15 protein-coding genes are annotated in these 20,526 nt (G+C 46.9%); all 15 read right to left on the bottom strand.

All coding sequences use genetic code 11. The features are described 5' to 3' along the window. Nucleotides 1-196: 196 nt before the first annotated feature. Nucleotides 197-772 carry an orotate phosphoribosyltransferase gene (gene pyrE, locus ACHOLT_RS08120; protein ID WP_425807951.1) on the bottom strand — a complete coding sequence of 192 codons (576 nt, stop codon included), beginning with the start codon at nucleotides 770-772 and terminating at the stop codon, nucleotides 197-199. 241 nt (nucleotides 773-1,013) lie between these two features. Further along, a complete protein-coding gene (gene pyrF, locus ACHOLT_RS08115) occupies nucleotides 1,014-1,718 on the bottom strand; it encodes an orotidine-5'-phosphate decarboxylase (protein WP_425807949.1) in 705 nt (234 codons plus the stop codon). A 27-nt stretch (nucleotides 1,719-1,745) separates the two neighbouring features. After that, nucleotides 1,746-2,690 (bottom strand): dihydroorotate dehydrogenase, encoded by a 945-nt coding sequence (locus tag ACHOLT_RS08110; RefSeq protein WP_425807129.1) that lies wholly within the window; start codon nucleotides 2,688-2,690, stop codon nucleotides 1,746-1,748. Then, nucleotides 2,677-3,522, bottom strand: a complete 846-nt coding sequence (locus ACHOLT_RS08105; protein ID WP_425807127.1) for a dihydroorotate dehydrogenase electron transfer subunit — start codon at nucleotides 3,520-3,522, stop codon at nucleotides 2,677-2,679. The genes ACHOLT_RS08110 and ACHOLT_RS08105 overlap by 14 nt, the downstream gene beginning before the upstream one ends. 72 nt (nucleotides 3,523-3,594) lie before the next feature. Continuing rightward, complete coding sequence (gene carB, locus ACHOLT_RS08100) at nucleotides 3,595-6,783, bottom strand: carbamoyl-phosphate synthase large subunit (protein ID WP_425807124.1); 3,189 nt, start codon at nucleotides 6,781-6,783, stop codon at nucleotides 3,595-3,597. A 21-nt stretch (nucleotides 6,784-6,804) separates the two neighbouring features. Further along, nucleotides 6,805-7,899 carry a glutamine-hydrolyzing carbamoyl-phosphate synthase small subunit gene (gene carA, locus ACHOLT_RS08095; protein ID WP_425807122.1) on the bottom strand — a complete coding sequence of 365 codons (1,095 nt, stop codon included), beginning with the start codon at nucleotides 7,897-7,899 and terminating at the stop codon, nucleotides 6,805-6,807. Further along, a complete protein-coding gene (locus ACHOLT_RS08090; protein ID WP_425807120.1) occupies nucleotides 7,887-9,314 on the bottom strand; it encodes a dihydroorotase in 1,428 nt (475 codons plus the stop codon). The genes carA and ACHOLT_RS08090 overlap by 13 nt, the downstream gene beginning before the upstream one ends. Beyond that, nucleotides 9,301-10,236 carry an aspartate carbamoyltransferase catalytic subunit gene (locus ACHOLT_RS08085; protein ID WP_425807118.1) on the bottom strand — a complete coding sequence of 312 codons (936 nt, stop codon included), beginning with the start codon at nucleotides 10,234-10,236 and terminating at the stop codon, nucleotides 9,301-9,303. The genes ACHOLT_RS08090 and ACHOLT_RS08085 overlap by 14 nt, the downstream gene beginning before the upstream one ends. A gap of 212 nt (nucleotides 10,237-10,448) precedes the next feature. Continuing rightward, entirely contained in the window at nucleotides 10,449-11,000 is a 552-nt protein-coding gene (gene pyrR / locus ACHOLT_RS08080) for a bifunctional pyr operon transcriptional regulator/uracil phosphoribosyltransferase PyrR (protein ID WP_425807947.1), read from the bottom strand. Nucleotides 11,001-11,184: 184 nt separating this feature from the next. After that, nucleotides 11,185-12,171: an RluA family pseudouridine synthase gene (locus ACHOLT_RS08075; RefSeq protein WP_425807116.1), complete on the bottom strand. Its 987-nt coding sequence runs from the start codon at nucleotides 12,169-12,171 to the stop codon at nucleotides 11,185-11,187. Beyond that, a complete protein-coding gene (lspA, locus tag ACHOLT_RS08070) occupies nucleotides 12,168-12,623 on the bottom strand; it encodes a signal peptidase II (RefSeq protein WP_425807114.1) in 456 nt (151 codons plus the stop codon). The genes ACHOLT_RS08075 and lspA overlap by 4 nt, the downstream gene beginning before the upstream one ends. A gap of 164 nt (nucleotides 12,624-12,787) precedes the next feature. Beyond that, on the bottom strand, nucleotides 12,788-14,104 hold the full coding sequence (ltrA, locus tag ACHOLT_RS08065) for a group II intron reverse transcriptase/maturase (protein WP_425807112.1): 1,317 nt from the start codon (nucleotides 14,102-14,104) through the stop codon (nucleotides 12,788-12,790). Nucleotides 14,105-14,972: 868 nt separating this feature from the next. Continuing rightward, entirely contained in the window at nucleotides 14,973-15,638 is a 666-nt protein-coding gene (locus tag ACHOLT_RS08060) for a TraR/DksA C4-type zinc finger protein (protein WP_425807110.1), read from the bottom strand. A 33-nt stretch (nucleotides 15,639-15,671) separates the two neighbouring features. Beyond that, nucleotides 15,672-16,001 carry a DUF5665 domain-containing protein gene (locus ACHOLT_RS08055; RefSeq protein ID WP_425807108.1) on the bottom strand — a complete coding sequence of 110 codons (330 nt, stop codon included), beginning with the start codon at nucleotides 15,999-16,001 and terminating at the stop codon, nucleotides 15,672-15,674. A gap of 175 nt (nucleotides 16,002-16,176) precedes the next feature. Next, nucleotides 16,177-20,499: an acyl-CoA dehydratase activase-related protein gene (locus ACHOLT_RS08050; RefSeq protein ID WP_425807106.1), complete on the bottom strand. Its 4,323-nt coding sequence runs from the start codon at nucleotides 20,497-20,499 to the stop codon at nucleotides 16,177-16,179. Between the last annotated feature and the right edge of the window lie 27 nt (nucleotides 20,500-20,526).

Genomic DNA, 20,526 nt, shown 5'->3' with positions numbered 1-20,526 from the left:
TTCCTCCTTTTCTAATTTCCTTTTAAATTTACATTTTCCTCTTAAATGCGTGATATTTAGACATTAGGATTTACCCGTTTCTTTCACCTATACTATAGTTGAAACTAAAAAAGGAGCCAGCAGATTGTAATAAACATTCTGCAGACTCCTTTTAGTTTTAGAGAAATGTCTTTGTCTTAGAAGTAGAAGCTTTTAATTAAATACTTCTGCTCCCAGGTTTAATCGCGGGAATACCTTCTTCACAGAGCGGGCAGGCTTCCGGATCAAAGGATTCAATCTCCAGCTTTAACAGCGAGACATGAGGAATCCCAAAGTCGATCGTTCCACCGCTGCGGTCGACTAACACTCCGACTCCGACAGGTTCCGCCCCCAGCTTTCGTACAACTTCAATGACCTCTTTAACCGATCCCCCTGTTGTAATAACATCTTCTACGACCAATACCTTTTGTCCGGGAGAAAGTTCAAAGCCCCGGCGAAGCGTCATTGCTCCATTTTCACGTTCGGTAAAAAGCACCTTGGCTCCTAAAGCCCTTCCCACCTCATGGGCAACAATAATTCCGCCCATAGCCGGGCCGATGACAACATCAATTCCTTGATTCTTCCAGGCTTGAGCCAACTCTTCGCCTAAACGGCCTGCATGCTGCGGATACTGCAGGACCTTGGCGCATTGCATATAACGGTTGCTATGTCTTCCCGAGGTCAAACGGAAATGGCCTTTAAGCAAGGCACCGCTTTCCTCAAAAATCTTTAATACCTCTTCAGTCGTTATCATTAGCATTTACCCCTTCCTGTTTTTAATTAAATTAAACGGCTATAACTTCTTCCTTATCGGTAGCCTCTTACACAGAAGCAAACGATTTCGCGAAGAGGCGGCTCAGCACACAACGCTTTCATGGGTTAGCGACGCCAGCGGTTCACTTCAGGTATTACCCAGAGGTTTGGCAGAGCTCCCATGAAAGCGAATGTGCCAGCCTTGGAGCGCCAAAGTGAGCGGCTGTGTAAGAAGCTGCCCATTAATCCCAAAGATGTTCTAAGGCTTCTCGCGGATTCTCAGCCCGGGTAATCGGCCGCCCGACGACAATATATGAGCTTCCTGCTTCAATGGCTTCACGCGGTGTTAAGGTCCGCGCCTGGTCCTGAGTCTCACTGCCAGCGGGCCGGATTCCCGGAGTAATCAACAGAAAATCAGGTCCGCACTGGGCTCGAAGCTCTCGTGCTTCCTGAGCAGAAGCTACAACTCCTGCAAGTCCTGCACTTTGGCCCAGCTCGGCAAGCTTAAGGACCTGTTCCTTCAGGTCTCGACCGACTCCAAGCTCGTTATGAAGGCGCTCCTCATCTAAGCTTGTTAAAACGGTAATTCCCACAAGCTTAAGGCCGTTTTCAGACGTTGACGCCGCTTTGGCTGTTTCTACAGACTCAGCCATCATTGGGTAGCCGCCGCTGCAATGAATCGTCAGCAAATCCGCTCCGCAGTTCGCCAATACCGCCACTGTCCGTTTAACGGTATTCGGAATATCATGCAGCTTAAGATCCAAAAAGACTCGAAAGCCCATCTGTTTTAGTTCCCGAACGATTTCTGTTCCGGCGATACTATAGAGTTCCAACCCAACCTTTACCCAGCAGCCGCTCCCTTGGAGCTGCTTCGCAATTTCCAGCGCTTTCTTCCGATCATCCACATCAAGTGCAACCATAACCCGTTCATTCAACTCTGAATTCATGTCCACCTTTTGCCTGCCTTTCCTTATCTATCTTTTCTTCCAGGCTAAACCCGTCAGACCGCTCACTTCCGAAATGCCATGGCACCGGCAATACGCTTTAATTCCTTTTAATACTTCCAGAGGAGCGCATGGATCTACAAAGTTCCCAGTACCGATACTGACCGCACTTGCTCCCGCGAGAAGAAACTCGACTGCATCCTGCCAAGTCAGGATTCCCCCCATGCCAATAATCGGTACATTGACAGCCTGAGATACTTCCCAGACCATGCGCACAGCCACAGGGCGTACGGCAGGACCGGATAAGCCGCCAACCGTGTTTGCCAAAACTGGACTTTGTTTTTCAATGTCAATACTCATTCCTAAGAGAGTATTGATCAAGGAAATAATATCTGCTCCGCCGCGCACCGCTGCTTTTGCCATTTCGACAATACTGGTTACATTCGGGGAAAGCTTGGCGATAACCGGAAGATCCGTTTCAGCCTTAACGGCAGCAATGACTTGCTCGGCACTGGCCGGATCCGTCCCAAAAGCCATTCCCCCATGCTTTACATTCGGGCAGGAGATGTTCACCTCGAGCGCGGCAAGTCCTGAGCCTTTTTGAAAAGCCCGTGCCATCGTGACATAGTCCGCAACGGAAAATCCGGAAATATTGGCAATCGCAGCCGTAGGAAGCTCCCGAACCTTCGGAAGATAGGAAGCGATAAATTCATCCAGGCCGGGATTTTCCAATCCTACCGAATTCAGCAGTCCGGAGGGCGTTTCGGCAAGTCTGGGCACAGGATTTCCCAACCGAGGTTCAGGGGTAATTCCTTTAAGTGTAATTCCGCCCAAAGCTTCAACCGGACAAAGCTCCGCATATTCTTCGCCAAAACCATACGTTCCCGAAGCTGTTATCACTGGATTTTTTAAGGTCAGAGGACCTAATTTTACCTGAGTATTGACCGTTTGTGTTAAATCTTTAGAGGGTTGCATTCCAAACAACCTCCTTCGCCTTAAAAACGGGACCGTCCTTACAGACTTTTCCGCGCCGAAGCTTTCCTTCTTCATCCCGGAGAGTACAAACGCATCCCAAACATGCGCCAACCCCGCAGCCCATTCTTTCTTCCAAGGAAACCTCGACTTCAAGAGCCGTTTCCTTGAAAAAGTCACTGACTGAAGCCATCATTCCCATGGGACCACAGACAGCAACCCGTCCCGTTTTTGCCAGTTCACGCTTTGCCAGCAGGTCCAAAACCGTTCCCTGTACGCCCATGCTTCCATCAAGGGTACTTACCTCGATAGAAATATCTTGAGCATGCCAAAAGCTTAAACCGGCACTTTCTAAAAATCGCTTATTTTCTCCGCCCCAAAGCAAGTGAACGTTTACTCCTTGTTCGGAAACTTTTTGAGCTAAAGGGAGAAGCGGAAAAATCCCAATTCCCCCAGCCACAAGATATAAATCCCCGCTTCGCGGAACTGTAAACCCTTTGCCTAAAGGTCCTAAGAGATTAAGCTCATCTCCGGTTTTAGCCTGAGACAGAAACTCGGTTCCTTTTCCCTTGAGGCGGTAAAGCAGCGTAATTTCTTGTTTATCTTTGTCAATTCCCGCAATACTGATGGGTCTTCTCAGAAGGGGATCCATTCCTGAAGAAACTTTAAGATGAACAAACTGTCCGGGTTCTGCCTCTTGAGCAATCTCAGTTTTCAGCACCAACCGGCGGATTTTGTATTGCGGATCTCCTATCCCTTCATGTTTAATAATTTTTGCCTCATCTAAAAGCATCCATTCATCTCCTTCTTCCCGCACAAATACCTGAGCTAACATCAACTCTCACCTAAACTAGGAATTCTCATTTATGTGCTCGTTATCCTTTAACGATATTTCTAGATCAAAATTTTAATGCACACTTTTTCCCAGAGGCATAAGACTTGGGGCAATCGATTCCAAAACATGCAGCCAGGCAGAAGCTGTATCCAGACTGGTAAAGCAGGGAATCCCATGCTCAACAGCCGCCCGGCGGATAATAAAGCCGTCACTCGCCTGACGTTTATTATGCGTTGTTGTATTGATAACGCCTTGAATCTGCCCGTCACGAATTCCTTCAGTGATTTCCATTGAACCTTGATGCAGCTTGGAAACGCGCTCTGCGTCAATCCCGGCTTCTTGCAGGACTCGGCTCGTCCCCTCGGTTGCTAGAATTCTAAAGCCCAAATCACTAAACCGTTTAACAATCGGCAGACCTTCCGCTTTATCCCGATCGGCTAAGGTCACAAGCAAGGTCCCATGACCGGCCATACTCAGTCCGGAAGCCACTAGTGCTTTATACAACGCTTTTTCATACGTAATATCCGCTCCCATAACCTCACCGGTGGACTTCATCTCCGGTCCGAGTGAAGGCTCAACCTTGTGGAGCTTGGAGAAGGAGAAGACAGGCGCTTTGACTGCATAGAATTCGCGTTTCGGCCACAGACCCGTACGAATTCCTAATTCTTCAAGAGAAGACCCGATAATGACTTGAGTGGCTAAATCAACGATCGGAACCCCCGTCACTTTGCTTAAGAAAGGTACGGTACGGCTTGAACGCGGATTGACCTCAAGAACATAGACTTCGTCTTGATAGATGACATATTGAATATTAAGCAAACCACGAATCCGCAGCGCTCGGGCAATCGCTATTGTCAGCTCTCCAATCCGCTCCTGAGCAGATTGTGCCAAGGTCTGCGGCGGGCAAACCGCAATCGAGTCTCCCGAATGGACACCCGCTCTCTCCAAATGTTCCATTATTCCAGGAATGCTGACGTTTTCACCGTCAGAGACTGCATCGACTTCAACCTCTGTCCCGACGAGATACTGATCCATCCAAATTTCTTGACCTGGAAACTCATCCAGTGCTCTTTGAATCACTTTTTCCAATTCCAGCGGAGAGTAGACAATTTCCATGGCTCGCCCGCCTAAGACATAGGAAGGCCGAACCATTAGAGGGAGGCCGATGGTTTCAACCACTTTAAGCGCTTCTTCGAGCGAAGCAGCCTGTCCGCCGCGCGGTCTTTTGGCTCCGATTTCCTGTAAAACCTCATCAAACAGTCCGCGTTCTTCTGCACGGTCGATATCCTCGATTCCTGTGCCCAAAATCTTATAGCCTCTTTGAGCAAGCGGTTTGGCCAGTCCAATCGCGGTTTGACCTCCGAATTGAACGATGATGCCTTCGGGTTTTTCCCGTTCAAGAACAGCGGTCACATCTTCGAGGGTCAGCGGCTCAAAATAAAGACGGTCTGCCGTATCAAAGTCTGTGGAAACCGTTTCCGGATTATTGTTAATAATGATCGTTTCCACGCCTGCCTTGCGTAAAGCAAGTACAGAATGTACGGAACAGTAATCGAATTCAATTCCCTGCCCAATCCGAATCGGACCGGAACCAAGAACAACCACTTTACGCCGCGAAGAGGGTTCAGCCTCTTGTTCCTGGTCATAACTCGAGTAGAAATACGGGGTTTCCGCTTCAAATTCTCCTGCACAGGTATCGACCATTTTAAAGACAGGTTGAATTCCTTCTTTAAGGCGGAATTGAAACACTTCTTCTTCAGAACTATCCCAACAATTCGCAATCACGACATCGGAAATTCCCAGCCGTTTGGCATTAAGCAGCGTCGCCCGGTCCCAAGATGAACGGCAAAGCGTCTCAGACATCTTCACCACTTTTTCAAGGGCACGCAGGAAATAAGGATTCCAGCGGGTGAGGTTCTCAAGCTTAGCCACGGTCCAGCCTCTGCGCAAACCTTCAGCCATCACGAAAAGCAATTGGTCATCCGGTTTTTCACAGCGCTGGCTTAGTTCTTCTTCACTTAACTCTTCTAATTCCGGCAGGAGTACGCCAAAGGTTTTAATTTCTAAGGAGCGCACCGCTTTCATCAGGGCTGTTTCAAGATTGCGTCCTAAGCCCATCACTTCACCGGTTGCTTTCATCTGGGTTCCGAGACTCCGATCCGCATCCGAGAATTTATCAAAAGGCCAGCGCGGAATTTTAACAACCACGTAATCAAGAGCCGGCTCAAAACATGCCGAGGTTTTCCCTGTAACCGCATTGGGGATTTCGGGCAGCGTTTTCCCTAAAGCGATCTTAGCCGCGACCTTGGCAATCGGGTATCCGGTAGCTTTCGAAGCTAAAGCACTCGAACGGCTGAGACGAGGGTTAACTTCAATAACGACATATTCTAACCGTTCCGGGTTTAACGCATATTGGACATTGCATCCTCCTTCGATCCCCAACGCCTCGACAATTCGGCGGGCGGAAGTCCGAAGGGTTTGGACCTCGCGATCCGTCAGGGTTTGGCAGGGAGCGACGACGATGCTGTCTCCGGTATGCACACCCACTGGATCCATATTTTCCATATTGCAAACGGTAATGCAGTTTCCGGCACTGTCTCGCAGGACCTCGTACTCGATTTCTTTCCAACCGGCAACACTTCGCTCAACCAAAATCTGACCAATTAAACTGGCTTGAAGACCTCCCTGAGCAATTTCCTGCAAGGACTCACGGTCGTGTGCAATTCCGCCGCCGGTTCCGCCTAAGGTATAAGCCGGGCGCACAATCACAGGGTATCCGATCGAGTCCGCAAATTCCACGGCTTCCTCAACATTCTCAACAATAACACTAGGCGGTACAGGTTCTCCCAATTCGTTCATCAGGGAACGGAATCCTTCGCGATCTTCCGCGCGCTCAATGCTTTGAAGAGACGTCCCCATCAGTTTTACTCCGCAGCGGTCAAGCACACCTTGCTGCGCCAATTGAAAGGCAAGGTTCAAGCCTGTTTGTCCGCCCATGGTTGGAATTAATCCGTCCGGTCTCTCACGTTCAATGATACGTTCCACAAATTCTACCGTCAGAGGTTCTATATAAACACGGTCCGCAACTTCAGGATCCGTCATAATCGTTGCCGGATTTGAATTGACAAGAACGACTTCAACGCCCTCTTCCCGCAGCGCGCGGCAAGCCTGAGTTCCCGCATAGTCAAATTCTGCGGCTTGCCCAATAACAATCGGTCCTGAACCGAGAACCAATACCTTTTTCCACATCGCTTTCTCCATCTTCCTACCTCGCTTTCTCACTCAATCCATGATTAAGCCGATCTTGAGAAAGAAATCTTCAAAGATCTTTTGATTTTCTTCCGGGCCCGGAGCACTTTCCGGATGATATTGAACCGAAAATACCGGATATGTTTTATGCTCCATCCCTTCGACCGTCCCATCATGCACATTTCGCAGAATAACGTCAAAGCCTGAACTAGCCAGAGATGCTTCACGAACAGCATACCCATGATTCTGAGCTGTCATCGTTGCCTTAAGAGTTCTACTGTCCTGGACCGGATGATTTCCTCCCCGGTGTCCGAAAGGAAGTTTATATGTTTCTCCCCCTGCTGCCAGAGCAAGAAGCTGATGACCTAAGCAAATTCCTAATATAGGCAATCTCGGTAAAAGCTCACGTACGGTTGCCACAACCTCCGGCAATTCACTGGGATCTCCCGGTCCGTTGCTTAGAACCAACGCCTGAGGTCTGGATTGCAAAATCTCTTGCGCCTTAGTCGAAGCCGGAAAAACCCGGATTCGGAAGCCGTATTCCTGTAAGGATCTTAAAATATTGCGTTTCGCGCCGCAGTCGAGTACGGCGACATAAGGGCCTTTTCCCGGAATTTCATAACTTTCGGCAGTCGTTGTCTGGTACACCCAATGCGTTTGAGGGCGCCAATCCAATTCTCCCTGCTTCACGCTTTCCCAATAGCGAAGTCCGTCTTCTTTACGCCGAACCAAGACCCCGGGAATCGTTCCCTGTTTGCGAATATGACGGGTCAGTGCTCGTGTATCGACTCCTTTAAGGCCCCATATTTGATGAATCTGGCAAAACTCTTCTAATGTTCCGTTCGCGTGCAGGCTTCCTTCGCCATCCGATAATTCCCGAACGATCAAACCTTTCAGAAGAACTTTATCGGCTTCATTTTCTTCATCATGCCACCCGTAATTTCCGATTTGAGGATGTGTCATCACAAGAATCTGACCTGCATAGGACAAATCCGTGACAATCTCCTGATAACCGCTCATCGATGTATTAAAGACGACCTCTCCTGCCTGCTCTCCTTTATCGGTGGGCCAGGCTCCAAAGCCTTCTCCTTCAAACACTGTTCCATCTTGTAATACTAAAAAAGGCATTCTATCGTCCTCCTGTTCATCCTATATTTTACGATATCTCTCTGTACCTTAACCCCATTGATTTCCTGCCATATTTTATCCTGATCTCTCTGATAACGAAGTTCTCCGCCGACCCAAACCATGGAACTAAACCCCTGGAGCTCCCGTCCCAGGAAAGGAGTGTTCAGAGATTTTGAGGCAAACCAGCCCGGTTCAACCTTTTCAATCCGCTCAGGATCAAAAAGGACGACATCGGCAATTCCGCCTTCCTGAACAGCTCCTCCTGGAAGATTAAATCGCCGTGAAGGGTTTAGACTCCAGTTTTTAATCAGTGTTTCTACGGATAGTTTGCCGGGTTTAACAAGGTAGGTCCAAACGGCGGCAAGCGCGGTTTCTAAGCCTGCTATTCCAAATGGAGCCTCACCAAAAGGTTTCATTTTTTCTTCCCAGGTATGAGGAGCATGATCCGTAGCCAGCATATCAAGGGTTCCATCCAGAACTCCTCCAAGCAAGGCCTGTTGATCCTCTCTTGAGCCAAGCGGCGGATTAACCTTATAAGAGGTGTTATATTCCGAATCAAGAAGTGCTTCATCCGTAAAGATAAGGTGATGGGGATTGACCTCTGCCGTGACATCCACTCCGCGTTTTTTAGCTGCCCGTATTAACTCCACACTCTCTTTAGCTGAAATATGAGCAAGATGGAGCTTACCGGAGGTTTCTTCCGCTAAGATAAGATCGCGTGCAACCATAACTGCTTCTGCACTTGAAGGAATCCCCTTAAGCCCCAGCCGAGCACTCACTTCACCTTTATGCATTGAACCGCCTTGGGCAAGCCCTTCATCTTCACAGTGGCTAATCAAAGGCAGTCCCGTTAACTTTACATACTCTAAAGCGAGACGAAAGAGTTCTGCATTCTGAACCCCTCTGCCGTCATCGGAAAATGCTTTCGCTCCGCCGCTTGCCAGATCCACCATCTCAGTCAGTTCTTTGCCGCTTTGTCCTTTGGTAATGGCCCCGATAGGATAGACGCGTGCAGCACCGGCACGTTCTCCTTGAAGAACCACAAATTCGACGAGTGCTCTTTGATCCAGAACGGGTTTTGTATTCGGCATGGCCAGGATTGTTGTAAATCCTCCCCGAAGAGCCGCTCGTGCCCCAGTTGCGATTTCTTCCTTCTCTTCCTGTCCCGGCTCGCGCAAGTGCGTATGCACATCGATCAACCCCGGAAATAAATATTTGCCTGTCCCATCTATCACCTTAATTTCTTTAAGATCGGCCTTTCCCTTCTGAGAATTCTGACCGAACTGTTTTAAGGCCTCTTCCTGGGTTAGGCTGTCACTGATCTTAAGTATACGATCCCCTTGAATTAGAACATCCCGAACTTGAATGGATGTACATTCCGGATCAACAACGTGTACATTTTTAAGCCACCACATTGGCATTACCTCCCATCAATAAATACATTAACGCCATTCGTATGGCCACCCCATTCGTGACTTGCTCCTCGATAACAGCATTAGGGGAGTTTGCTGCTTCACTTGAAATTTCTACTCCTCTATTCATTGGACCGGGGTGAAGGATAAGCGTATTTTTACCTGTTTTCTCAAGCCGCTCAAGATTTATGCCGTAAACCTGGCTGTACTCTCGCAGGCTGGGAAACAGCCCTGCTTGCTGACGTTCAAGCTGCAGTCGCAGCGCCATAACAACATCTGCACCAGGCAGTTCCTCGTCCAAATTATAGTTCATTTTTACACCCAGCGTTTTCATTTCCGGTGGAAGAAGTGTCGGCGGTCCAATCAGTACAACTTCAGCGCCCAGTTTAGTCAGAGACCATACATTGCTTCGGGCTACCCGCGAATGAAGCACATCGCCGACAATCAAGATTTTCTTACCCTCTAGACTCTCCATGTGTTCCTTCATGGTAAAGAGATCTAACAGAGCCTGAGAGGGGTGTTCATGCTGTCCGTCGCCGGCATTGATGACCCCTGCTTTTAGGATTTTAGACAAGAATTGGGCCGCACCTGAACTTGCGTGACGGATGACCACGATATCCGGCTGCATCGCTTGCAGAGTCCGAGCCGTATCATATAGTGATTCTCCTTTATTCACGCTGCTTTGGGCAACGGCTAAGCTTGAAGTATCCGCACCGAGGACTTTTGCTGCAGTTTCAAACGAGGTTTTGGTACGCGTGCTATTTTCATAAAAAAGGTTAATCACCGACTTTCCCCGAAAAGTAGGAAGTTTTTTAATCGGACGGAACAGAATTTCTTTCATCGGTTTTGCCGTGTGCAAAATGAGTTCGATTTCTTCTCCTGACAGATCTTCCAGTTGCAAGACATCTTTACGATTCCATTTCATAGCGCTTCCTCCTTTAATCGAATAGCATAACTGAACTGCATGTCGCCTTATCTCCCGGAATAATTAAGGTGTTCTTAATTCAATTAAAAAATCCTCTTACCCAAAGGCAAGAGGATATAAGGATATACTTATCCTGATCTCTACCCTTGGCTAACTCACGGGAAAGCATTTTAAAGGGCTATTAAGATTTTTTAATTTATACTCATTGATGATTACTTACTTAACTTTTCTCGAAGCAAGACTTCTTCAGTTAGATCAATTTCCTGTAAACAGACTGAAACGATCTCTCGGCTGGAAGTAGGAAGGTTTTTGCCGACATAATCTGCACGAATAGGCAGCTCACGGTGTCCGCGGTCGACAAGAACTGCGAGCTGAATTTTCTCCGGACGTCCCAGATCCATCGTTGCGTCAAGTGCCGCACGAGCCGTTCGGCCCGTATAAAGGACATCATCGACTAAAACAACAATTTTTCCTTGGACACTAAACGGAACTTCGGACTGATGCACTACAGGCTGAACATCGATTGTCGTTAAGTCATCCCGATAAAGCGTAATATCCAAGATTCCAAGCGGGAGTTTTACTCCTTCAAATTCCTCGATCTGCTTCTGAATGCGTTCCGCAAGCGGTACACCGCGCCGGCGAATCCCGATCAGGACAACATGGTCTGTCCCTTTGTTTTTTTCAACAATCTCATGGGCAATTCGAGTAATGGCCCGGCGAATCCCGTCTGCATCCATGATCAGGCTTTTGGTGATTCCCTCCATTCGACTCCACTTCCTTTCCTCTAAAGTTAGATCGTTCAAACTTAGCATCATAAAGAAAGTAAAAATAAACTGCCTGCGCGGGCAGACAGTTACTCTTTTGTTGTCTGCCTTCTGTGTCTCTCAGGACGATCATTAAAGGCTTTGCTTTTTACTAAGTCTATCTTAGATAGTCTCAAAAGTCAATTTAATTATTTTTCAGTTGATTAATTGTCTTTATAAAAATTTCAGGCGGCTCAACTGCGAATTCAAGCCATTCTCCGGTTCGAGGGTGCACAAATCCAAGATGTTCGGCATGCAGCATCTGTCCTTCAATTCCAAAAGGATTCCGCCTAGGTCCGTATAAAGGATCACCTAAGACGGGATGTTTAAGATAAGCCATATGAACCCGAATTTGATGAGTCCGCCCAGTCTCCAATTTTGCCCGGAGAAAGGTAAATTCCCTAAAACGTTCGAGTACTTCGTAATGGGTGACCGCCGGTTTTGAATTATGAAAGGAAACGGCCATCTTTTTTCGGTCAGACGTATCTCGACCGATGGGTGCCTCAACCGTTCCCGTCGATTCTAAAATTACGCCATGAACAATAGCAATATATTTACGAGCCATACTGTGCTCTTTAATCTGTGATGCCAAACCTTGATGGGCTTGATCGTTTTTAGCAACGACCAAGAGTCCCGAGGTATCTTTATCAATCCGGTGTACAATTCCCGGCCGCATCACACCGTTAATCCCCGATAGATTGCGGCAATGATAAAGAAGCGCATTGACTAAAGTCCCGTTCCATGATCCCGGAGCGGGGTGAACGACCATGCCTTGAGGTTTATTGACGACAAGAACATCATCATCTTCATAAACAATATCCAACGGGATGTTTTCAGCTTCGACCTGAAGCTCTTTCGGCGGAGGAATTATGACTTTAACATGGTCTCCCGAGCGCATCTTATAATTCGACTTCTTCGCGAGTCCGTTTACGTGAACAAACCCACCTTCGATCAAGGATTGAATGAAGGAACGGGTTTTCCCAATAACTTCAGTCACTCCCACATCAAGACGAATGCCTTCAGGCAGTTCGAATTCGCGGATTTCCTTTGACTCTTGATCAATGGGATTATCCTCAGCCAAAGCTAAACCTTCAAATTCTTCATCTTCTATGTCGATATGATTATCCTTCATTCCGCTCTCCTGCTTTGATGATCCAGGCGATACATGACGAGCAGCAAAATTCCTACTCCAATCACGATCATACTATCTGCAAAATTAAATACAAAAGGCCAGATCTGAAAATCCAAATAATCCACGACTTTCCCGATCACGACCCGGTCATACAGATTTCCTAAAGCGCCTCCCCCGATCATCCCTAAGGTTAAGCGCAGCATCTTTTCGGTCTTTGGAATTTTAAAATAAGCAAAGATAACACCAATGATAACCAAAATTGCAGTAAGAACAAAAATCCAGGTTTTACCCGCCATTAACCCAAAGGCCGCCCCTGGATTTAAGACATAAGTTATATGGAGTACCTTGGGAATAACGATCAATGATTCACTCGGATAAAAATGCCCCTGAATAAAAATTTTCAAGAGCCGATCAATGACTAAAACTCCAAGCATTGTAAACCAAACCAGCAACCCTTTGCCCTCCCTCAATTATTTGAGTTCATCTTAACATAATGCATGGCGATAGGGCAATGTTTATAGTGTGCCGGGTAGAATTGGGCGATTGCTCCCCCAAGACCCCCACAGATCCGGACGTGCGGATTTCCCGCATCCGGTTCCTCTCATTACGGTTTTGCTTAAATGTATGAATACATTATTTTAGGCGTTGGAAGTGGTAGGTATAGAAGAAGATCACTAAATGAATTCCAGTTTCTTTTCCCTTTATGCGTTCGCCTGTTTAACCACTTTTGCCATATCATCAGCACTGCATACCGGAAAGCATCCAAACTCTTATAGTTGCCACTAATTCCATAATACTGATAGTGGCCACGTAATTTCACGCATAGGATTTCATGCTGTTCCCGTATGGGCAAGTGCCGATTATCCTTACACCACTTTGTGATGGCTTGTATCTTACCGCTTAGACGTTTGCTTGCCGTTTTCCGTTTGACAACCCAGTTTCCTTTCTTGTTTCGTCCCCAGTAATGGGTAAAACCCAGAAAGTCGAACGTTCCTGTCTTTTCACTCGGTTTCAGGTCTTCTTTTCTCGGTCGCTTGAACTCCACTAAGCGCGTTTTCTCCGGATGCACGGCTAGTCCAAACTTGGCATACCGTTTGGGGAGAACCTCCAGTACCCGCCTTGCGTCCTGCTCATCTTTAAATCCTACGATGAGATCATCCGCAAAACGTACCATGAATGCCTTGGCTTTTATTCGTGGTTTGACTGTTGTTTCAAACCAAACATCCATCACATAATGAAGATAGATATTACTCAGCAACGGCGAAATAACTCCGCCCTGCGGGGATCCCGATTCTGGATAACTCACTTGACCTTGCTCTTGTACTCCTGCATTTAACCACTTACCTATGAGCCTTGTAATGACTCCATCATTTACCCGTTGTCGAAGCATTTCTCGGATCTGGGCATGGTCTATGGTGTCAAAATACTTTCGTATATCCACATCCAGTATCCATCCGCCTTTTATATCCATGGTTTCTCTCCATATGACCTCGAGTGCTTGATGCTGTGACCTTCCCGGTCGGAATCCGAATGAGCTCTCCATGAAGTCTTGCTCATAAATCGGTTCCAACAGCATGCATACTGCTCTCTGTAGAACTTTGTCCTCCAGCGTGGGTATGCCGATGGGTCTCAGCTCGCCTCCTTGTCCTTTTGGAATGTAGGCTCTTTTGACAGCCGGTGCTTTATAACGTCCCGACTTCGCTCTCTCCAATAGATCCTTAAGATTCTCTTGCAGATTAGCCTCATATTCTTTCGCTGTCATTCCATCTATTCCGGCCGCTCCCGTCTTCCGGGTTTGTCTGTAGGCTTCTTCGAGCCATTCCACATCCATGTGATACGCTAGCGATGTGAATGCCATTTCAGGGGACTGCTTCGCCAATTGTGCTATTCGTTGTTGTTTCGTGTACACCGTACTGAATTCCGATGCCTTCATGGTGTTTCCTCCCAACGAGTCCATAGTGAGATGCACGCCCTTCCCTCCACAGGATCCTCTCGGGTGAGTTCTCCTCCTTCTTCGGTACTATGGCGGCACTACGACGACTGTTTTCGCTTCCCGCCGCACTTCGTTTCCTTCGCTTGGCGGTACCCTCTTTGTTCTCATGTTTTGCTCTTCCCACGATTGAGAGCCCTCTCTGGGAAGCCTGGAGTTGTTATCCCGTATCCCCGCCGGGTATTGAAGATGGACTGAACAGTCCTCCCAGGTTCCTGGGAAACCTCTTGTGCATTTGCCCTGCTCTTAGACCCCGGTCGGACATAGATACCAGGTCATACAGTACCTCTGTGCTGCTCCCGCCTACACGACGACGAAAGCTCCAACGAATAGAGATTTTTCGAGGCTCAATTACACAGCTTTTGCACTCGCTGTCTACGCTTCACGCTAGAAATCGCTTCCTAACATGCAAGACTCGCTTCCGGCTGTTGACCAACTTTACCGGGCAGGTCACTTCCTCCCTGCTAGGTTCCTACTAAAGGTTTCTGCCTAACGGCTTTCCCCCTTACCAGACTTATCCTGGCGCAACGTGTAGCTTCTCACCCATCCGTTCTCTAAGGCGCTCCGGGGCTGACACACTCGCTTTCGTGGGAGCTTAGCCGAACCCTTCTGCTTACTGCATGTGAACCTGCGGCACGCTCGCCTACGAAAGCATCGTGTCTTGAACCGCCCCTCCGCGAAATCGTTCACTTCTGTGTGATATAGGAGACTGGCTTAGAGTTGAGGTACGAAACTTAGGCCTTAGTCGACTTATCCTCGAAGGGGAGAAGCTACGCTTTTAGGTCCTTATCCCAGCATTGCTTGAAGCAGATCACGTCCGGCCGTGGCGTTTTCCGTAATATATTGTGTTCCCAAAACCGGGTTCGACCTCTACGTCAAGGGTTTCTACTGCATCCACTGCCCCGATTACTTCATCGGCATCCTCATACATCTCGTTAGGATCACTGATATCGCGATTCGTGCCCAGGTCCTGAGGTGAATCGGCTGTTCCGTAACGGGCCACAGCCTGCCAAGAATCTTCGCCGTCAAACTCGACGCGGTCTGTCCCATCGTTGAAGGTCCTTGAAAACGGTCGATTAAGAATTTCATCTTCAACCGGTTCGCGGTGAAGGGAATGCTGTTCTTCTTTTTCCTCAAGTCTGCTGCATTCAGTACAGACGGTCGTGTAAGGAAGGGCTTCAAGCCGTTCAAAGGGAATTTCTTGACCGCAATGTTCGCAGACTCCATACTTTCCTTCTTCCCAGCGCTGCAACGCGGAATCGATTGCCTGAATACGATGCATATAGCGGTCATGAATGGCTACATCCCGTGATCGTTCATAAACCTCCGTCGCGATATCGGCCGGATGGTTGTCAATAAGGGAAAGTTCAGATGTGGAGTCGCGCATATCCCCTGTGATGAGTTCTGTTGCATCCTCAAGGATCTCGTCCTTTTCCTTTTTAAGTTCATTGATTAAGTTCATATACTTATCCTTCATTGTTCTTCCCCCTCTAACAGTAATTTAATAAAACTAATATCCATTATGAGCATTTACAATTTTAACCAGCTCTGCAATGATTCCTCCAATAACCGGCAGGTTCAAAAAAACAAGATGCCTTAATATAATGAGTGCTATTCCTGCTAAAATGGTTGCCCCTAAAGCTATCCCTAACCCTCGAATTAAACCGGAAGCAAAATTGATAAGAAGCATACGCCGGGGACTATTGAGATAAGAGATATATTCCGCTAAATTCATCTTCTCAAGAACCTGAGCCAGCTTGCTGACTTGGTCTTTAAAGTTCAGCCAGTCGGCAGAAACTTCTTTATTACTGTATTGTTCGTTTTCCTCCGAGGTCTCCAAACTAGAATCACCTCATCCAATGGAATTAAAAGACTAAACTTAGATTCATTGTTCCCAGGCGATTATGAAATTACACATAAAATGGTATTAATAAAAACAACTTCGAACCACCAACTTTGTGATTCGAAGTTAACTATTCTTTGAATAATTTAATCATTGTATCATTATGAGCTGATCAAGAGTGAACGGGCCGTTCCCCGGAAATATTTATGGGCTTCTCAACCGAAGCCATCGGGAGCGGATACGTTTGATGCCCCTGTTCTTCTCCAAGCTCTTTCTCCAGGTTTTCTTTGGCCACAGAGAGCATCAGCTTAATTCGATTGAGCTGGTTTACTTCACTTGCGCCGGGGTCATAGTCAATCGGCGCTATATTCGAAAGCGGATAGGAACGTCTCAGCTCGCGAATCATTCCCTTGCCCGTGATATGATTGGGCAGACACGCAAAAGGCTGCAGGCAGACGATATTGTTTACTCCGCTCTGGATCAATTCAACCATTTCCCCCGTGAGGAACCATCCCTCACCCGTTTGGTTAGCCAAGGAGAGATGATTTTCCGCTCCCTTGGCGATTTTCCGAATGGAGGAAGGTGCACTGAAACGCTTGCTGTTTTTTAATGCCTTTTTCATATCTCGGCGATAGTACTCTATAACTCCGATAGATATATTCCCGTTAATCATGCTCTTAAAGCTTCCGGAAAGAAGTTTGTATTTGATCTCATTATCAAAGGCACTATAGAGCAGGAAATCGGTAAGGTCGGGGACAACTGCTTCTGCCCCTTCCGCCTCAAGAAGCTCGACAATGTTGTTATTGGCCGTGGGATGAAATTTAACAAGGATTTCGCCGACGACACCTACTTTAGGTTTAACCCTGTCCTCATAAATCGGCAGCTCGTCAAAATCCCGGACAATTCCGTAAATATTAGAACGTATTTCTTGCCGGTCACCTTTAACCAGTGATGCCTGGCATTTTTTTACCCATTTTTCATAGAGAGCATTTGCTGATCCGGGTACTTTTTCATAGGGGCGGACATGATAGAGAACACGCATCATCAAATCGCCGTAAATTAATCCCAGCATGAGATCATTAAATAAAGCCCGAGTAATCTCAAACCCTGGGTTTTTCTCGATCCCCGAAGCACTGAGAGAAAGCACCGGAATATGCTCAAGCTTAGCATCTTTAAGCGCTTTGCGAATAAAAGCAATATAATTCGTGGCCCGGCAGCCGCCGCCGGTCTGCGAGATGATCACTGCTGTACGATTCAAATCATACTTTCCGGAACGCAAAGCCTCCATAAGCTGCCCCACAACAATAATGGCCGGGTAACAGGCATCATTGTGTACAGAACGAAGCCCTTCATCAACAGCAGATTTATCGACAGAAGGCAAAATTTCAACCGTATAACCCGCCTTTTCAAAGCCCGTCTTAAGGAATTGAAAGTGTATCGGCGACATTTGCGGAGAAAGTATGGTATAATCCTTTTTCATTTCTTCCGTAAACAAAACCCTCGGCTTCAAATCATAGAGCTTTTGGGGTGTAAAATTACGTTTTTCACGCTCATTGATGGCGGCAATCAAAGATCGAATGCGAATACGCGCTGCACCCAGGTTATTGATTTCGTCAATTTTCAAAGCAGTATATACCTTGCCATAGCGCTCTAAGATCTCCTTAACCTGGTCAGTCGTTACAGCATCAAGGCCGCAGCCGAAGGACGTCAGCTGAACAAGTTCAAGATCCGGCTGCTGAGCAACATAATTTGCCGCCGAATAAAGCCGTGAATGATACACCCATTGGTCAACAACACGGATAGGTCTTTCCACTGGCAGCAGATGCCGTATCGAGTCTTCAGAAAGAATAGCAAACCCATACGAACTGATCATTTCAGGAATTCCATGATTAATCTCCGGATCAATGTGATAAGGCCGACCAGCCAGCACAATTCCTTTAAGGTTGTTTTGGCGGATATATCCAAGCGTCTTTTCGCCCTGATCTCTTACGGCTTGTTTATAATTCTCCAGTTCTTCATAGGCCTTGCGCATAGCCTCCATAAGCTCATGCTTAGGAATGCTTTCCGGAGCCAATTCTTTAGCAAGCCGCTTCGCCATCCGTTTCGGCATATCCAAGGGTAAAAAGGGATGATAAAAAGTAATCCCATCCTGACGCAAAATATCCATATTCGCCCAAACCGTTTCCGGATATGACGTAACAACAGGGCAATTATATTTATTATTGGCATTGGGATCTTCCGGAATATTAAATGGAATACTTGGGTAGAAAATCTTAGTTATTCCTTTTTGCACGAGATCAATAATATGGCCGTGAACAAGCTTAGCCGGGTAACACGCAGATTCCGAGGGAATGGTATCCATCCCTCGCTCATACATTTTTTTCGAAGAACGGCTGGATAAAACGACACGGTATCCTAATTCCGTGAAAAATGTAAACCAGAAGGGATAATCTTCATAGATATTAAGAACTCGGGGCAGGCCAATCACACCTCGTTTAGCCTCCGACTCTTTTAAGGGCTTATAGTTAAACACTCGCTTATATTTAAAGTCATAGAGATTGGGAATCGTGTTTTTAACGCGTTCTTTCCCCGCGCCTCGTTCACAACGGTTGCCGGAAACAAATTCGCTTCCGTTTGAGAAATGATTAACCGTAACCATACAGTTATTTCCGCAAAGGCCGCAGCGTCTTATCGCAGTCTCCGTTGAAAAATCCTCCAACTCTTTGATATGAAGAAGTCTGGATTGATATCCTTCTTCATATCGTTCACGAGCTACAAGCGCTGCTCCAAAAGCACCCATAATCCCCGCAATATCCGGACGGACGACCTCACGGTCGAGAATTTTTTCGATCGAACGCAAGACGGCAGCATTATAGAACGTTCCACCTTGGACAACAATTTTTTCGCCTAATTCTTCCGTACTGCGTAAACGTATGACTTTGAAGAGGGCATTTTTAATTACGGAAAGAGAAATTCCGGCAGAAATATCACTGACTTCTGCTCCTTCTTTCTGAGCCTGCTTGACTTTAGAATTCATGAAAACGGTACAACGCGTTCCAAGGTCTACCGGCTTTTGTGATCTTAACCCAAGTTCGGCGAATTTCTTAACGCCGACATTGAGGGAATTGGCGAAGGTTTCAATAAACGAACCACACCCTGAGGAACATGCCTCATTCAGCATGATAGAATCGATAACCCCATCCTTAATCACCAAACTTTTCATATCCTGACCGCCGATGTCTAAAACGAAATCGACGCCCGGCAGAAAGAAGTCTGCTGCTTTAAAGTGGGCGACCGTTTCAATTTCCCCGATATCCACGTTCAGTGCGGCTTTAATTAAATGTTCTCCATAGCCTGTAACCGCCGAATCAACAATCTTTGTCTTTGAGTTCAGCTGAGTATAAAGCTCCTTAAGAGCATTGATTGTTGACTCAAGGGGGTTTCCCCTATTGCTTCCATAATATGAATAGAGAAGACTCCCTTTCTCACCGATCAAGGCGATTTTTGTCGTCGTAGAACCCGCATCAATACCTAAATACGCATTTCCTTCATAGGTTGTAAGATCTTCACGCCGAACTTTATATTTCTCATGACGCGTCTTAAACGCCTGATACTCCTCTTCATTCGCAAATAGAGGATCCATTGACGCACTGTCCTCATCCTTTGACTGATAAATGGATGGAGTGCGCTCATACAAGCACTGAAAAGGAATCGGATTTTCACTGCGCGAGGAAAGTGCCGCCCCAAGGGCTACAAAAAACTGAGAATCTTCGGGGAAAATAACACCTTGATCCGTCAGCTTCAACGTTTCTATAAAGCGTTGGCGCAACTCGGACATAAAGTGAAGAGGACCGCCAAGAAAGGCCACATTTCCATGAATAGGACGTCCCTGAGCTAAGCCGCTGATCGTTTGATTCACAACAGCCTGAAGTACCGATGCCGCTATATCCTCCTTGGCCGCCCCTTCGTTGAGCAATGGCTGAATATCCGTTTTGGCAAAAACCCCGCAGCGCGAGGCGATCGGATAGATATTCTGATAATTTTTAGCCAGATCATTTAAACCTGAAGCATCCGTCTGCAGAAGAGCTGCCATTTGGTCGATAAACGCACCAGTCCCCCCGGCGCACGTTCCATTCATCCGCTGCTCCATAGAGTCCCCAAAAAAGGTAATTTTTGCATCCTCTCCCCCAAGCTCAATCGCAGCATCAATGCTTGGTATCTTTGACTTAATGGCATTCGTACAGGCAATTACCTCTTGGATAAAAGGAACATCGAGTTTTTCCGAAAGACTAAACCCGCCTGATCCAGTGATCATTAAGGTTAAAGGATGTCCTTGGATAATCTGCTTTGCATCTTCCAATATTCCAAGAACGGTATTTTTAATATTCGAAAAATGACGTAGGTACTTCTTATATACAATTTGGTTAGAGTCATTGATAACAACCATTTTTACCGTTGTTGATCCTACATCTAATCCAATATTTAATACGCTCATTACTTCTCCTCCATAGTAGTCCTTAGG

This window comes from Desulfitobacterium nosdiversum (assembly GCF_049860565.1).
GTDB classification, from domain to species: domain Bacteria; phylum Bacillota; class Desulfitobacteriia; order Desulfitobacteriales; family Desulfitobacteriaceae; genus Desulfitobacterium_A; species Desulfitobacterium_A nosdiversum.
This window is presented reverse-complemented; position numbering and strand designations above follow the sequence as displayed.

Bases quoted from the DNA above. Each gene is read 5' to 3' on its own strand.
- carA (WP_425807122.1), bottom strand. From the start codon at position 7,899: ATGCCTTTTTTAGTATTACAAGATGGAACAGTGTTTGAAGGAGAAGGC.
- ACHOLT_RS08075 (WP_425807116.1), bottom strand. From the start codon at position 12,171: ATGAAGGATAATCATATCGACATAGAAGATGAAGAATTTGAAGGTTTA.
- pyrF (WP_425807949.1), bottom strand. From the start codon at position 1,718: ATGAATTCAGAGTTGAATGAACGGGTTATGGTTGCACTTGATGTGGAT.
- ACHOLT_RS08085 (WP_425807118.1), bottom strand. From the start codon at position 10,236: ATGAAATGGAATCGTAAAGATGTCTTGCAACTGGAAGATCTGTCAGGA.
- ACHOLT_RS08090 (WP_425807120.1), bottom strand. From the start codon at position 9,314: ATGTGGTGGCTTAAAAATGTACACGTTGTTGATCCGGAATGTACATCC.
- ACHOLT_RS08110 (WP_425807129.1), bottom strand. From the start codon at position 2,690: ATGCAACCCTCTAAAGATTTAACACAAACGGTCAATACTCAGGTAAAA.
- ACHOLT_RS08060 (WP_425807110.1), bottom strand. From the start codon at position 15,638: ATGAAGGATAAGTATATGAACTTAATCAATGAACTTAAAAAGGAAAAG.
- ACHOLT_RS08050 (WP_425807106.1), bottom strand. From the start codon at position 20,499: ATGAGCGTATTAAATATTGGATTAGATGTAGGATCAACAACGGTAAAA.
- pyrE (WP_425807951.1), bottom strand. From the start codon at position 772: ATGATAACGACTGAAGAGGTATTAAAGATTTTTGAGGAAAGCGGTGCC.
- pyrR (WP_425807947.1), bottom strand. From the start codon at position 11,000: ATGGAGGGAATCACCAAAAGCCTGATCATGGATGCAGACGGGATTCGC.
- ltrA (WP_425807112.1), bottom strand. From the start codon at position 14,104: ATGAAGGCATCGGAATTCAGTACGGTGTACACGAAACAACAACGAATA.
- carB (WP_425807124.1), bottom strand. From the start codon at position 6,783: ATGGAGAAAGCGATGTGGAAAAAGGTATTGGTTCTCGGTTCAGGACCG.
- ACHOLT_RS08105 (WP_425807127.1), bottom strand. From the start codon at position 3,522: ATGTTAGCTCAGGTATTTGTGCGGGAAGAAGGAGATGAATGGATGCTT.